This is a genomic window from Microbacterium suaedae (assembly GCF_003254645.1).
Lineage (GTDB): Bacteria > Actinomycetota > Actinomycetes > Actinomycetales > Microbacteriaceae > Microbacterium > Microbacterium suaedae.
The window spans coordinates 1,338,607-1,353,317 of the sequence record NZ_PNFD01000001.1 but is presented as its reverse complement, the minus strand read 5'-3'; the positions used below and the strand labels follow the sequence as shown (position 1 = coordinate 1,353,317).

Genomic DNA, 14,711 nt, shown 5'->3' with positions numbered 1-14,711 from the left:
GATTCGCAGCGGACTCGGCGAAGACTTGTGGAAATGGGGGTGGCCCCGCCTCAGCCCTTGCGGTTCGGGCCGCCCGAGCTCGGCTTGCAGGCGAAGCTCGACGCCGCCTCGGGGTCACCGCCCATGTAGCGGGCGACCTCGGGGTAGGCGCAGAGGGGGCGCGTGCGGTCCGGGGCCCAGCTGGCCGGGACCTCGGGGTTCACCCCGGCGGGGTTGCCCTCGCCGCGCGCCGAGGCGACGATCCGCTCGGGCGCCTCGCCCTCCTCGACCCAGTGGACGAGCGTGCCGAGGGCATCGAACTGGTCGGTCGCCATGCCGCCCTGCACGTGAGCCATGCCGGGCACCTCGAAGTAGCGTACGAAGTCGTCGGCGTCCTTGTAACGATCCGCGACGTCGTCGTACCAGCGGACGGTGTCGTCGGGGCTGAAGACGCCGTCGGACGCGCCGTGGATGACGAGCATCTTCGCGCCCGTCTCGCGCAGCGTGTCGAGGTCGGTGCCGTCGCCGAGGGGAGTGTGGACCTCCATGGGGCTCATTCCGGTGATGCCAGGCTGCCAGATTCCGGCGGCCTTCTCGTCGATGTCGACGCTCAAGGCGTAGCCGGGAAGGTCGCCGAGGATCGACGGATCTTCCGGCTCGGGCGAGAACACGAAGCCGACCGCCATCGGGTCGAGGAAGACGCTCGCGCCGAGCTTCCAGCCGGCCCATCCGTCGTTCGCGATGCCCGCGTCCCACGGGAACGATGTGTAGATCCGCTCCCCGTCGCTCGTCGTGGCTCCCGCCATCACGCGATCGAGGACCTCCTTCTGTGCGGCGGAGAGGCAGGATCCGTCGCGCTCGCCGTCGCACGCGGGGATGTCGCGCTCGACGTCGAAGAACATCGCGCAGCGCTCGCCGTCCGACACGATGCCGTCGGCGAGGCGGTCGAGGGTGTCGCAGCGGTCGAGGATCGCCTGCGAGACGGCCGCGCGCTCCTCGTCGGTGAACGCCGACCGCAGGTCACCCGGCGTCGTCGCGACCGTGTTCCACTGCTGTGCGCCCCAGATCTGGGCGACCGCTGCCTGTGGCAGATTGAAGCCCGGCGCGACGGGCAGGAATCCGTCGTACTGGTCCGCGTAGCGGGTCGAGGCGACCATCGTGTGGCGCCCACCGTTGGAGCCACCCGCGATATACGACGTGTCGGGACCGCGGCCGTAGGCGCCGGCGATGAGCTCCTTCGCCATCGGGGTGAGGAATCCGACGGCCTGGTGCCCGTAGTCGAGGCGCGCCTGCGGATCGAGGCCGAACAGGGGGTTCTGGCTGCCCGAGTGGCCCGCGTCGGAGCTGATGACGGCGAATCCCTTCTGCAGCCCGTTCTCGAGCTGGCCGCCCATGGGGGCTCCGAGGGCCGTGTTCACGTTCCCGTCCATGCCGCCGTTGGCCTGGTAGAGGAATCGCCCGGACCAGTCGGTCGGCAGGCGCATCTCGAAGCCGATCGCGTAGGTCTGGCCGTCGACCTCGCTGACGCGCTCGTTCATGTGGCCGGTCACGACACAGTGCTCGCCGATCGGGTTGCCGGCGTTCTCGAGTGCGCCCGCGGGGACGAGCTCGGCGGATTCGATGACGGTCCTGTCGTAGGCGAAGTCGGTCAGGGCGGCGCATTCGTCGAGCGCGCCGGGGGTCGCAGACGGAACCTGCGGGAGGTCGGCGGGTGGGGCCGCGGCGGCCGCGGATCCCCCGAGGGCGAGCGCCGCGGCCGCGGCGACGGCCGCGAGCGACTGGGTGAGTTTCTTCATTCTCTTCTCCTCATCGAGTGCGGGCGCCGACCGCGTCGTCGACGTCCAGGTCACACTCTGGTGACTACCGTTGACTTTTTCAATAGTGGGGATGTTTACTGATGGAACCCACGCACCACGTGCCGTTCGCGGCACGACCTCAGTCACAAGGGAGTCGCTGAGCATGATCACTCGTACCCGAATCGCCGCGGTCGGCGCGATTGCCGCCGCAGGTCTCCTCCTCGCCTCTTGCAGCGAGGGATCCCCGAGCGGAGGCGGAACCGACACCGGCGCCCCCTCCGACGACGACGGCGGGCTCACGCCCGTCACGGTCGGTGTCCTCACGATCGCTCCCTCGGCCGCCGTGCAATACGGCATCGAGGAGGGGATCTTCGAGGACCACGGCCTCGACGTCACCACGCAGGAAGCCCAGGGCGGCGCGGCGATGCTGCCCGCCGTCTCGACGGGGCAGATCGACTTCGGTGTCGGCAACCCGCTGTCCTCGCTCGTCGCCTCCGCCCAGGGGGTCGACATGCGCATCGCGAGCGGCTACTCGTTCTCGCTCGAGGAAGGCGACGACATCAACGCCGTCGTCGCGCTCGCCGACTCCGGCATCGAGTCGTGGAGCGACCTCGAGGGTAAGAGCGTCTCGGTCAACGCCGTCAACACGCAGGGCGACCTGACGATCAACGAGGCCATCGAGCAGGACGGAGGCGACCCGAGCTCGGTCGAGTACATCGAGATCGCGTTCCCCGACGCTCTCGCGCAGCTCGACGGCGGCAACGTCGACGCCGTGTGGATCCCGGAGCCGTTCCTCGGAGCGGCGCTCGCCGACTCCGATACCTACTCCGTCGTCGGTTCCCCGAACCAGGCCACGATCCCTGGCCTGCCCACCATGGTGACCTTCACGTCCGGCGCCCTTGCCGACGAGGATCCGGAGCTCGTCGCGCAGTGGCGCGAAGCGATCACGGAGGTGCTCGCGGCGACCGAGGAGGACCCGGAGGGCTTCGCCCAGACGATCGCGAGCTTCACGGGAATGCCCGAGGCCGCCGCCATGGACCTGCGCTTCGAGCGACTGTCGGGCGAGCTCGACCCCCAGCTCATCACCGAGCTCTCCGACCTCGCGCAGAAGTGGGGCTTCGTCGAGAACGAGCCCGACCTCGACACGATCATCCTCGACTGACGGAGAGCCGCGCAGATGACGTCCTCCCCCGAGACGGTCACCCGCGTGGTGGCGGTCGCGCAGCGCCGCAGCAGCAGGAGGCGGTTCCGATCCCGTCGCCTGCTGCTGGGGCTCGCCGGCATCGTCACGTTCCTCGTCGTATGGGAGGTGATCTCCCGGCTCGGGGTCGTGAACCCGCTCTACCTCCCGCCGGCGTCGGAGGTGCTGGTGCAGCTCGGCGTGAACGTCACGCTCACCGGCTTCTGGACTGCGGTGGGGATGACCATCGGCACCTGGGCGCTCGGGATGCTCATCGCATTCGCCCTCTCGGCACCGCTCGGCGTCGTCATCGGACTCTCGCCATTCCTCACACGGCTCACGCGGTCGACGGTCGAGTTCCTCCGGCCGATCCCGTCGGTGGGTCTCATCCCCCTCGCGATCCTGGCGCTGAGCGAGCCACTGCATCAGAGCCTGCTGATCGTCGTCTACGGCGCCTTCTGGCAGATCTTCGTGCAGGTGCTCTACGGCGTCGCCGATGTCGACACGGTCGCCATGGCGACCGCGCGCAGTTACGGGTTCAGCTGGTGGCAGCGTGTGCGTGACGTCGTCTTCCCGACGATGCTCCCGTACCTCGTCACCGGCGTGCGTCTCGCAGCCGCGGTCGCGCTGATCCTCACTGTCACGGCGGAGCTGGTCATCGGCGGAACGATGGCGGGGCTCGGCCGCGAGATCGGCCTCTCCCGCGATGCGGGCCTCTATCCGTCGACGTACGCGCTCGTGCTCGCAACGGGCATGCTCGGCGTCATCATCAATGTCGGGGTGCGGGCCGCGGAGCGTCGCCTGCTCTCGTGGCACCAGTCGGTGAGAGGAGACGTCTGATGCGCAAGGTGCTTGTCTCCCTCGCCTACGCGCTCGGCCTGCCGGTCGCGCTCATCCTGGTGTGGTGGCTCGCCACCGTCGGCTCGACGAACCCGTTCGTGCCGAAGCCGATTCCGCTCGCGACGACGTTCGTCCAGACCTGGTTCGGCGATCGATTCGCGAGCGACATCCTGCCGAGCCTGGCGCGCTTCGCGATCGGCGCCGCCCTCGCGATCGTCCTCGGCGTCGTCGTCGGCCTTCTCGTCGGCCTCAACCGCAATCTCCGCGCGTTCACGGAGCCGATGTTCGAGTTCTTCCGCGCCGTGCCGCCGCCCGTGCTGATCCCGATCCTCGCCCTGCTCATCGGGGTGGGTGACGATATGAAGATCGCCGTCATCGTGATCGGTGCCATCTGGCCGGTTCTTCTCAACACGATCGAGGGAGTGCGTGGCGTCGACGAGGTGCAGACCGAGACGAGCCGCTCCTACGGCATCACGGGCTGGCGGCGTGTGCGCTTCCAGATCCTGCCCGCAGCTTCCCCGCAGATCCTCGCGGGCGTGCGGCAGAGCCTGCCGATCGCGATCATCCTCATGGTGGTCAGCGAGATGTTCTACACCTCGGCCGGTCTCGGCTTCTCGATCATCCAGTTCCAGCGGCAGTTCGCGATCGGCCCCATGTGGTCCGGCATCCTGCTTCTGGGCCTCATCGGATTCGCGGTGTCGATGCTCTTCAAGCTCGTCGAGCATCGCGTGCTGCACTGGTACCACGGACTGAAGGACCTCGAAAATGCCTCATGACGAAACCGGCGCGCCCGCGCCCGGCCGCGGCCGCACCCTCCCGCCCGAGCAGACGCTGCTTTCGGTGCGCGGCCTCCAGAAGATCTACGACACCGACGGCGGCGGCATCGAGGCCGTGCGCGACCTCACCTTCGACCTCGGCAAGAACGAGCTCACCTGCCTCGTCGGGCCGAGCGGATCCGGAAAGACGACGCTCCTGAAGTGCATCGCCGGGCTGCTCGAGCCGACGAGCGGATCCGTCACGCTCGACGGCAAGAAGGTCACGGGGCCGCCGAAGAAGATGGCCGTGGTGTTCCAGGAATACGGTCGATCGCTGTTCCCCTGGCTGCGGGTCGCCGACAACGTCGAACTGCCGCTGCGCAATGCGGGCGTCGCGAAGGCCGAACGCAAGAAGCTCGTGGCCGAGGCGCTCGAGAGCGTCGGCCTCTCCCATGCCGGCCGCCAGTACCCCTGGCAGCTGTCGGGCGGCATGCAGCAGCGCGTCGCGATCGCGCGTGCCATCGCCTATCAGCCCGAGGTGCTCCTCATGGACGAGCCGTTCGCGGCCGTCGATGCGCAGACGCGTGCCGATCTCGAGGACCTCGTCCGCTCGATCCGCGAGCGCCTCGGCGTCACGATCCTCTTCGTCACGCACGACATCGACGAGTCGGTGTATCTCGGATCCCGCGTCGTGATCCTGTCCTCGTCGCCGACCGTGATCCAGGAGGACATCACGATCGATCTCCCGGATCAGCGCGACCAGCTCGAGACGCGCGCCCTGCCGCGCTTCACCGAGCTGCGGCACCACGTGTACGAGCAGATCCAGCTCGCGAAACAGGGCTTCCGGCCCGACGAGGCGCGTGTCGACTGAACCGCGCATCGAGCCCCGGCTGACGCCGGGGCTCCTCGCGGCGCTCGGATTCGTCGCGATGGCGGGATCCCTCGCCACCGATCTCTACCTCCCCGCCTTCCCGAGCCTCCAGCGCGACTTCGAAGTCTCCGCCGCGACCGTCCAGCTCACGCTCACGGCGTTCCTCGTCGGAGCCGCGAGCGGCCAATTCGTCGTCGGGACTGTCTCCGACGCTCTGGGGCGACGCCGCACACTGCTCGTCGCGCTGACCCTCTTCGCCGCCGCGGGCTTCGGGGCCGCTCTCGCGGGTTCGATCGAAGCGGTCATCGCTCTTCGCTTCGCCCAGGGCGTCTTCGGATCCGCCGGGGCCGCCCTGGCGCGCGCCATCGTCGCCGACCTCGCGGAGAGGGAGCACGCGACCCGGGGCATCAGCATCGTGATCGCGATGATGGGCCTCGGGCCCGTCTTCGGCAGCCCGCTCGGCGCCCTGCTTGCGGAATGGGGCGGCTGGCGCCTCGCACTCGCCGGCCTTGCGACGATCGCGACCGCGATGGTCGTCGTCACCGCACTCGCGATCCCCGAGTCGCTCCCACAGGAGCGCCGCCATCCCGCCCGCATCGGGCCGCTCGTCGGCAATCTCGCGCGGCTCGGCCGCGACGGCACGTTCCTCGGCTATGCGCTCTCCTACGCCTTCACGTACGGCGCCATCATCATCTACATCGGCTCGTCGTCGTTCATCGTCCAGAACGCGTTCGGCCACTCCGCCCTCGCCTACTCGGCCGCTTTCTCGGCCGGGTCGCTGTGCTTCGTCGCGGGGGCGATGCTGAACGCTCGCCTTGCCCGCCGTGTCGGCCCCGAAACCGCCCTGCGTGGATCCCATCTGCTCGCGCTCGCCGCGGCCGGAACGCTCCTCGTTCTCGCTCTCACGGAATCCCTCAGCTTCGCGGTATGGGTTCCGCTCACGTGCGTCTTCTCGGCGGGGATCGCCGGCGGCATGTCGAACGCGACCGCCCTCGCCCTCGCTCGCGCTCGATTCGCCGCGGGTGCGGGCTCCGCCGCCCTGGGGGTTCTCCAGTACATCGTCGGCGCGGTCGTCATCCCCCTGCGCGGTCTCTGGGGCGACGAGACGGCGGTGCCCGCAGTCGTCGGGATGGTGGCGGGGATCCTCATCGCGGCGACGGCGGCGACGGCCGCCCGGAGGCGGGATCAGCGCTAGGAAGCCGCCCGTTTCTTCGGCTTCACCCGGTCGACGACGCGGGCCACATCGGAGCTGCGCTTCGCGGTGCGCTCCCACTGCGAAAGCGCGACGGCGAGCAGCAGCGCGAGGCCATAGAAGAGGTCGTTGACCCACGACGGCAGACCCGCAAGCTGCAGACCCTTGATGCCGATCGCGAGCACATACATCGCGACGATCGTGCCCCACACATTGAAGCGGCCGCCCTTGAACTGCGTAGAGCCGAGGAACACCGCGGTGAGGGCCGGCAGGAGGAAGCTCGGGCCGACAGTGGGATCCCCCGCGTTGATGCGGCTCGTGAGGAGCGCGCCGGCGAGAGCGGCGATCGCACCGCCGACGACGAGGCTCCACACCTGCAGTCGCTCGACACGCACGCCCGCGAGCCGCGCCGCCTCGGGATTGAAGCCGGCGGCGTACATGCGGCGGCCGACGGGAGTGCGCTCCAGCACGTACCAGGCGAGGAAGGAGACGACGAGCAGGATGTACACCGGCAGCGTGATGCCGAAGAGCTGCGTCGTCGCGAGCACGCGGTAGTCGGGGCCGATGTCGAGGATCTGCTGGCTGTTCGACACCCACGCCATGCCGGCGAGGAGGATCGAGCTCATGCCGAGCGTCGCGATGATCGGCTCGACCTTCAGCTTCGTGATGACGAGGCCCGTCACGAGGCCGATGAGCGCCCCGACGAGGATCACGAGGGGCAGCTGCACCGCGATCGGCAGCCCGGCCCGCGCCAGCAGCCATGCCGACACGATCGCGGCGAAGCCGACCTGGCCGCCGATCGCGAGGTTGAGCGAGCCGCCGATGAGCGGGATCAGCGCGCCGAGGGCCGCGAGCCCCGTGAGCGCCTCAGCGTCGAGCAGAGAACGCCAGACGCCGATCTGCAGGAAGCGGTCGGGGATCCACAGCGAGAAGACGATCATCATCGCGAGGAGGATCCAGATCGCGCTGACGTTGCGGAAGGAGAGCGCGCGAAGGAGGTCGCGGCGCGAGGTGGGGGAGGTGCTCACAGGAGGGTCCTTGGGTCTGGGGAAGTCGGGTCAGGCGAGGCCGTAGCCTTCGGCGACGAGGCGATGCTCGGTCAGGTCGGCGCCGGACAGTCGCGCCGCATCGGCGCCGTCGCGCATGACGATGACGCGATCGCACAGCCGCAGCAGCTCCTTCGCGTCGGAGCTCGCGACCACGACGGCGGATCCGCGCGCCGCGGCGGCGTCGATCGACGCGTAGATCGCGGCCTTCGCGCCGATATCGACACCCTGCGTGGGCTCATCGAGGAGCAGGACCGCGGGAGCGTCGCGTAGGGCGCGAGCCATGACGATCTTCTGCTGATTGCCGCCGGAGAACGACGACAGGCGCTGCTCCGGCAGCGGTGGGCGCACGTCGAAGGCTTCGAAGTGGGTCTGCACCTCGGTCCGTTCGCGCCGGTCCGAGATCGCCCCGAGCGGCCCCGTCAGCGTACGCATCTGGGGGAGCGTCATGTTCTCGCGTGCGGTGAGGTCGCGGATGGAACCCCAGCGCGCCCGGTCGCTCGGGACGAACGCGATGCCGCGCCGGAGGCTCGCCGCCGGCGACCGACGCTCGTACGCGCGGCCCGCGACGCGCATCATCGCGCACGATCCGCTCGTCGCGCCGAAGAGGAGCGACGGCACGACCTCACGCCCGGATCCGAGCACACCCGCGATCCCGACGACCTCGCCGGGGCGCACATCGAGATCGAGGTGCGCGACGGTGCCACCCGCCAATCCGCGGACTTCGAGCACGGGATCCCCGTCGCTCCGCGTCGCGCTCTCGTGCGCGCCGGCGACCTCGTCGGCCCGCGCGCCGGTGATGAGCTCGACGAGCCGGCCGTGGTCGAGATCGGCGATGGGCTCGTCGGCCACCTTTCGCCCGTCGCGCAGCACCACGGCGCGGTCGGCGAGGGCGAGGACCTCGTCGAGCCGGTGCGAGACGAACAGCACGCCCGCGCCCTCGGACGCAAGCCGCCGCACGGCGTCGAACAACACATCGACCTCTCCGCGGTGCAGCGACTCGGTCGACTCGTCGAGCACGATCACATTGGCTGAGTGAGTCCATCCGTCGAGCGCGCGGCTGATCGCGACGACCGCGCGCTGGGCGTTCGACAGCTCCCGAACGGGCGCATCGACGTCGAAAGACTCGCCGAAACGCCCGATCAGTTCGCGCGCCCGGTCTCGTTCGGCGGTTCTGTCGAACGGCGCCGCGGCGGCCGCGCCCTCGCCTCTCATGAGCGTGAGGTTCTCCACCGTCGACAGCTCGCCCACGAGGGCGAGATCCTGATGGATGATGTGCAGCTCGGTCCCCGGGGCGAGGTCGACGGATCCGCTGTCGCGCGAGTACACGCCCGCCAGCACCTTCACGAGGGTCGACTTCCCGGATCCGTTGTGGCCCAGCACCGCCACGACCTCTCCGGGGTGCACATCGAGGCTCACTTCGTCGAGGGCCACGAGATTCGGGAACGCCTTGACGACGTCCTCCACCCGCAGGAGCGCCGCGGCGTCGTTCGAGCCCGTCATCCGTCGAGCAGCCAGTTCGCGGCGAACCGCTCCTGGTAGTCGTCGATGCCGATGTAGCCGGCGGTGGCGTCGTCGGGCACACTCTCGCCGTCGACGATGCTCGTCATCGTCCAGGCGCGGGTCTCGACATCGGGCCACTCGTAGTCCTGGCCGCCGATCTCGCGCAGCAGCTGGTCGAGCACGGTCCACATCATGAGGTTCAGATCGACGGCGAGGGTGGCGTCCTGCTCACCGTTCGCGATCTGCTCGTAGTTCGGCGGCGCGGGCCACATCGCGACGCCGTCGACGTCGAGGCCGGCGAGGCTGAGCTTCTGAGGGAGGCCGATCTGCACCTCGTCGACCGCAGCCATGAAGTACTCGGTCGCAGGATTCGCCTGCAGATCGCTGACGACGCGATCGGACGCTGTCGACCCGAGCTCGGCGATGGGGATGTCCACCACGCGCAGTGTGCAGCTGGGGCAGAGCTCGTCCATCTTCGCCTGCGCTCCCTCGAGTTCGAGGGCCGAGAAGGGGAACTCGGGCACGTTGTAGAAGACGTACTCCTCGGCACCGCCCGAGCGCACGATCGCGTTGGCCGCGAGGACGCCGCCGTTGATCTTCATCCATTCGGCGCCGTTGAACGCCTCGGGAAGGCCGAACTCGGTCGAGTTCACGATGGATCCGCTCGCGATCGGTGCGCCCAGCTCGTCGAGCTGTTCGATCTGCGATTCGAAGAAGACCGGATCGAGCGTGATGTTGATGACGCCATCGGGCTCCATCTCGACGACCGTGTTCATCGCCGCGTTCACGCTCTGCGCGTCGCGGCCAGTCTCGACGCGACGCAGATCGAGCCCCAGCAGTTCCGCGGGCGCCTGCAGGTTCTCCCACATCACGGCGCTGACCGGGGTGCCCACGTCGAGGTAGACGATCTCGAGACCCTCTTCGACCGAGGCGTCGAGCGGCTCGTCGATGAGCAGCTGCTTATCGGGGTTGTCGAGCCACAGCTCGAGGAAGTCCTCGGCGGCGGCCACATCGGCGACCGACGACTCGGATCCGTCCTGCGGAGCGTCGGCGTCGTCCGGCACCGTGGAGGAGGAGCAGGAGGCGAGCAGGAGCCCGCTCGCCCCGATGAGGCTGATGGCGGCGAGCCGCCCGGTGTGTCGTACGCGCATCGTCGCACGTCCTTTCTCTGGTGCCGCCCGTCGGGTCAGGCGGCGGGTGGGTCGGAGTTCAGAAGGGGTATCGCTGGATGGACGACTGCACGGTCGTCCACTGGGTCTCGGTGAACGCCTCGAGATTGGCCTCGTGCCCGCCGAATCGCGCCCCGGTTCCGGACGCGCGCGTGCCGCCGAAGGGTGCCTGGGCCTCGTCATCGACCGTCTGATCGTTGACGTGCAGGATGCCGCTGTCGAGGCGGTCGCCGAGCTCGAGGGCTCCGAAGGCGTCTCCGGAGAGGATCGCGGTGGCGAGGCCGTACTCGCTCGCGTTGACGAGGTCGATCGCCTCGTCGACGTCCTCGAAGCGGAGGACGGGGGCGACGGGGCCGAAGATCTCCTCGGCGAAGGCCGGATGCTCCGGGCGTACATCGGTGAGCACGGTCGGCTGATAGAAAAGCCCTTCGTGCGTACCGCCTGCCCGCAGGGTCGCGCCGGCCTGGACCGTGCGATCGACCAGGTCGGCGATCTTCTCGAGCTGGCGCTCGTCGATGATCGGCCCGAGCGGGGCGCCGCCCGCGGGATCGGCCGCGCGGAGCGCCGTCGCCTTCTCGGCGAGAAGCGCGACGTACTCGTCGTGGACATCGGCGTGCACGAGGTGCCGCCCCGTCGTCATGCAGATCTGCCCCTGGTGCAGGAAGGATCCCCACGCGCCCGCTGAGGCGGCCGCGTCGATATCGACGTCCGGCATCACGATCATGGCGTTGTTGCCGCCGAGCTCGAGGTGGGCGCGCTTGAGCAGCCGCCCGGCGCGCTCGCCGATCACGCGACCCGCGGCAGTGGATCCCGTGAACGAGATCACCGGCACGTCGGGATGGTCGACGAGCGCGGCGCCGACATCGGCCCCGCCGGGGATCACCGAGAACAGCCCCTCGGGAAGCCCCGCCTCCTCCAGGATCGCGGCGAGGAACAGCCCGCCCGAGATCGATGTGCGGGGATCGGGCTTGAGTACGACCGCGTTTCCGAGCGCGAGGGCCGGGAAGATCGACCGCGAGGAGAGGATCGCGGGGAAGTTGAACGGTGAGATCACGCCGACCACGCCGACGGGCCGCCGGCGCGAGAAGCTGAGGCGCGGGCGCGACGACTGCAGCAGCTGTCCGTAGGGCATGAGCGCCAGGGCCGCGGCAGCGTGCGCCTCGCTCGCGACGAGACCCGCCTCGAAGGCGGCCTTCCCCTGCCCGGATCCGGCCTCGTTCACGAGCCACTCGGCGAGGACATCGGTGTGCGCTTCGAGCGCCCGGCCGGCGCGGCGCATCACGGCGGCCCGGTCCTCGGCGGGGCGCGCGGCCCAGGCGCGCTGTGCGGCGGCTGCGCGGACGACGGCGTCGGCCAGATCCGCCGGATCGCCGAAGCCGACCTCCGCGATCTTCTCACCCGTCGCGGGGTTCGTCACGGTGCTCGTCCCGTTCAACTCGGTCCACCCGCCGAGATATGCGCGCGCGGTCCACTGCTGCTGGTCGAAGAAGGTCATCGTCTCTCCCGTCTCGCTCCGCCTGCCTCGGCGGCTGTTCGACGACGTTAGGGATCCGGCTCGGCGCGCGATCCGACGATTTGTGCACATCGGGCGCCGCAGCACCGAGAATCGGCGTTTCGTGCACGTCGCCGCACCCCGTGTTGCTCGGCATGGGGCGTCGGGATAGCCTCGCGTGACGCCAATGGAGGTGACGCGAAGGTGTTTGTTCTCGAAGCGGAGAGCGCGGACGAATGGGAGTCGGTCGTCTCGGGGTGCTTCGTGCCCCTCCGGTGCGCAGGCTTCGAGCCGCGGTTCACCGGGCGGATGGAGCACGTGCAGCTCGACGAGCGGATCTCGGTGTCTCTCGTGACGACGTGCGGGACGAGCGCCGAGCACGCGGGCCGACTCGCGGCGGAAGCCGGTGACGATGTGCACATCTCGTTGCAGCGTTCGTCGAGCGGGACGGTCGTGGGAAACGGATCCGTCGCCTCCGTGCGCGCCGGCTCCGTGTCGATCTATGCGACCGACAGGCCCTACTACCTCGACTACTCGCCGAGCAGCCAGCAGCAGCTGATCGTCCAGGTCTCCCGCCAGTCACTCGGGCTGCCCGAGCGGATGATGGAAGAGACCATGAGCCGCCTCGCGGTTCCCGGCGGCATGCGCGGACCGGCCGCGCGCGGTCTCTTCTCCTATGTCTCCGATCTGCCCGCCGGCGTCTCGACCGACGAGACGGCCGCGGTCACGCGCGATCTCGCCTCGTCGATGATCCGCTCGTCGTTCCGGAGCGGATCCGTCACACCCCGCACGTCCTCGGGACTGCGGCACATCGCCCAGCAGTTCCTGCGGGAGAACCTTGCGACGCGGGGCCTGAGCATGGACGAGGTCGCCTCGCGGCATTTCGTCTCGCGCAGGCGCCTGTATCAGGCGTTCGAGAGCGTCGGGACGACGCCGGCCGCATACCTGCGTGCGGAACGGCTGCGGTGCGCATCGTCGATGCTCGTCGATCCGGCGCAGCGACGGATGACGATCGAGAACATCGCATACGCCTGCGGTTTCGACGACGCCACCACGTTCACGCGCGCATTCCGCCGCGAGTACGGGCGCACGCCGCGGGAGTGGCGCAGCGACGTCGGCTGAGGATCCTGGCTACTTCGTCTTCTTCGGCGTGCGGATCGTCTCGGTCTTCCAGGGCTCCTTCGTGCCGATCCCGTGGGAGGGGCGGACGGATCCCGTATAGCGCGCGCGGAGGTCGGCCTTGCGGATCTTCCCGGACGCCGTGCGCGGGAACTCCTCGACGACCTGCGTCGTGCGGGGGATCTTGAAGCGGGCGATCTCGCCCGTGAGGTACTCGACGAGCTGCTCGCTCGTCAGGGAGGCGCCCTCGCGGAGGGTGACGACGGCCCACGGCACCTCGCCCCACTTCTCGTCGGGCACCCCGATCACGGCGGCGCCGGTCACGCCGTCGATGTCGTTGATGAGGTTCTCCACCTCGGCCGGATAGATGTTCTCGCCGCCCGAGATGATCATGTCCTTCAGGCGATCGGCGATGAACAGGAAGCCGTCCTCGTCGAGGTAACCCATGTCTCCCGAGCGGAACCAGCCACCGGGGCGGAACGACTCGGCCGTCTTCTCCGGCAGCCCGTGGTAGCCGAGGAAGACGTTGGGGCCCTGGATCTCGATCTCGCCGATCGTGCCGCGCGGCACGATCTCGCCGGCGTCGTTCGTGATCCGGATGTTCGTGAAGAAGTGGGGGAGCCCGACGCTGCCCTGCTTCTCACGAGTCCACTGCGGCGGAAGGTGGGTTGCTCCGGGCGAGGTCTCGGTCATCCCGTAGCCCTGCGAGAACGACATCCCGCGCTCTTCGTAAGCGTTGAGGATCCGCGTCGGCACGGCGGATCCGCCGCACGTGAGCTTGCGGAGCGTCGACAGATCGGTCCCGTCCCAGTCGGGGTGGTCGGCGAGCAGCTGGTAGGTCGTCGGCACTCCGCTGAGCGTGCTGATCCCGTGCTTCTCGATGAGCGCGAGCGCGCGGGCGGCGTCGAATCCCTTCTCGAGCACGATCGTGCCGCCGACCATCACCATGGGCAGCGCGCCCATGCCGAGAGCGGCGACGTGGAAGAGCGGCGAGATGAGCAGGGCCGTGTCGCTCGAGGCGAAGCCATAGTCGACGATCCCGTTGATCGCGACATAGGTGAGGTTCTGGTGGGTGAGGACGGCACCCTTTGGCTTCCCCGTCGTGCCGGAGGTGTAGATGATGGCGGCGGGCTCGCCCAGATCCATCTCCTCGGCGACGCGTCCGCCGCGCGAACGCGTCATGAGCTCGGGCAGCCCCGGTGTGCCGGGCAGACCCTCCTCGGTCGGGATGACGTGCACGATGCCGCCGGCCGCGATGCCGGGGGCGATGCGCTCGGCGAACTCGATGTCATAGACGATCGTGCGGGCGCCGCTGTCGGTGAGCACGTGCGTGATCTCCGGCGGGGCGAGGCGCGTGTTGATCGGCACGAACACGGCGCCGATCTGGGTGCACGCGAACAGCGTGAAGAGGAACTCGGGGCTGTTCTCGCCGATGTAGGCGACGCGGTCGCCGCGCGAGATGTCGCGGACGTGCAGCACCTCGGCGACCTGGTCGACCGCGTCGGCGAACTGACGGTAGGTGAAGACGCGCTCGCCGAAGACGAGAGCGGTCTTGTCGGGATCCTTGAGGCGCCTCTTGGCGGTCCAGGCGCCGATGCCTGCGTTGAACACGTGAACGTCCTTGTCCGTGTCGGGATGGAACAGGGTCGCCAGAATCTGCCAGTCGAAGCGTGCCCGCACTGGCACTTTCTGGCGACCCTCTGGGCGGGTTAGGCGTGGCAGACGGCGAAGCCGGATCTGCCCGTCGGGCACTTTATGTTTGGCGCGCC

12 protein-coding genes are annotated in these 14,711 nt (G+C 69.2%); 6 read left to right on the top strand and 6 right to left on the bottom strand.

What is annotated here, in order from left to right; translation table 11 throughout:
* Nucleotides 1-50 precede the first annotated feature (50 nt).
* Nucleotides 51-1,775: a tannase/feruloyl esterase family alpha/beta hydrolase gene (locus tag C0012_RS06010; RefSeq protein WP_110590180.1), complete on the bottom strand. Its 1,725-nt coding sequence runs from the start codon at nucleotides 1,773-1,775 to the stop codon at nucleotides 51-53.
* Nucleotides 1,776-1,938: 163 nt separating this feature from the next.
* Here C0012_RS06010 and C0012_RS06005 point away from each other — a divergent pair, with 163 nt between their 5' ends.
* Genes C0012_RS06005 through C0012_RS05985 form a run of 5 tightly spaced genes read left to right on the top strand, consistent with a single transcriptional unit; the run spans nucleotide 1,939 to nucleotide 6,616 of the window.
* On the top strand, nucleotides 1,939-2,937 hold the full coding sequence (locus C0012_RS06005; protein WP_110590179.1) for an ABC transporter substrate-binding protein: 999 nt from the start codon (nucleotides 1,939-1,941) through the stop codon (nucleotides 2,935-2,937).
* A 15-nt stretch (nucleotides 2,938-2,952) separates the two neighbouring features.
* Nucleotides 2,953-3,795 carry an ABC transporter permease gene (locus tag C0012_RS06000; RefSeq protein ID WP_110590178.1) on the top strand — a complete coding sequence of 281 codons (843 nt, stop codon included), beginning with the start codon at nucleotides 2,953-2,955 and terminating at the stop codon, nucleotides 3,793-3,795.
* Complete coding sequence (locus C0012_RS05995; protein WP_110590177.1) at nucleotides 3,795-4,571, top strand: ABC transporter permease; 777 nt, start codon at nucleotides 3,795-3,797, stop codon at nucleotides 4,569-4,571. Before C0012_RS06000 ends, C0012_RS05995 begins: the two co-directional genes overlap by 1 nt.
* Nucleotides 4,561-5,421 (top strand): ABC transporter ATP-binding protein, encoded by an 861-nt coding sequence (locus C0012_RS05990; RefSeq protein WP_110590176.1) that lies wholly within the window; start codon nucleotides 4,561-4,563, stop codon nucleotides 5,419-5,421. The genes C0012_RS05995 and C0012_RS05990 overlap by 11 nt, the downstream gene beginning before the upstream one ends.
* Complete coding sequence (locus tag C0012_RS05985) at nucleotides 5,411-6,616, top strand: Bcr/CflA family efflux MFS transporter (RefSeq protein ID WP_110590175.1); 1,206 nt, start codon at nucleotides 5,411-5,413, stop codon at nucleotides 6,614-6,616. The genes C0012_RS05990 and C0012_RS05985 overlap by 11 nt, the downstream gene beginning before the upstream one ends.
* Here the strand turns inward: C0012_RS05985 and C0012_RS05980 are convergent.
* The 4 genes from C0012_RS05980 to C0012_RS05965 are packed head-to-tail and all read right to left on the bottom strand — an operon-like array spanning nucleotide 6,613 to nucleotide 11,826.
* A complete protein-coding gene (locus tag C0012_RS05980) occupies nucleotides 6,613-7,641 on the bottom strand; it encodes an ABC transporter permease (protein ID WP_110590174.1) in 1,029 nt (342 codons plus the stop codon). The two genes, C0012_RS05985 and C0012_RS05980, sit on opposite strands and share 4 nt — an antisense overlap.
* Before the next feature lie 30 nt (nucleotides 7,642-7,671).
* The gene (locus tag C0012_RS05975; protein WP_110590173.1) at nucleotides 7,672-9,162 is read right to left on the bottom strand and encodes a sugar ABC transporter ATP-binding protein; all 1,491 of its coding nucleotides are present in this window, start codon (nucleotides 9,160-9,162) and stop codon (nucleotides 7,672-7,674) included.
* Nucleotides 9,159-10,313: a sugar ABC transporter substrate-binding protein gene (locus tag C0012_RS05970; RefSeq protein WP_110590172.1), complete on the bottom strand. Its 1,155-nt coding sequence runs from the start codon at nucleotides 10,311-10,313 to the stop codon at nucleotides 9,159-9,161. Before C0012_RS05970 ends, C0012_RS05975 begins: the two co-directional genes overlap by 4 nt.
* 58 nt (nucleotides 10,314-10,371) lie before the next feature.
* A complete protein-coding gene (locus C0012_RS05965; protein WP_110590171.1) occupies nucleotides 10,372-11,826 on the bottom strand; it encodes an aldehyde dehydrogenase family protein in 1,455 nt (484 codons plus the stop codon).
* Nucleotides 11,827-12,027: 201 nt separating this feature from the next.
* On the opposite strand from C0012_RS05965, the gene C0012_RS05960 reads away from it, so the two are divergent.
* Nucleotides 12,028-12,945 carry an AraC family transcriptional regulator gene (locus C0012_RS05960; RefSeq protein WP_110590170.1) on the top strand — a complete coding sequence of 306 codons (918 nt, stop codon included), beginning with the start codon at nucleotides 12,028-12,030 and terminating at the stop codon, nucleotides 12,943-12,945.
* A gap of 9 nt (nucleotides 12,946-12,954) precedes the next feature.
* On the opposite strand, the gene menE is transcribed toward C0012_RS05960, so the two are convergent.
* Nucleotides 12,955-14,553, bottom strand: a complete 1,599-nt coding sequence (gene menE, locus C0012_RS05955; RefSeq protein ID WP_110590270.1) for an o-succinylbenzoate--CoA ligase — start codon at nucleotides 14,551-14,553, stop codon at nucleotides 12,955-12,957.
* Between the last annotated feature and the right edge of the window lie 158 nt (nucleotides 14,554-14,711).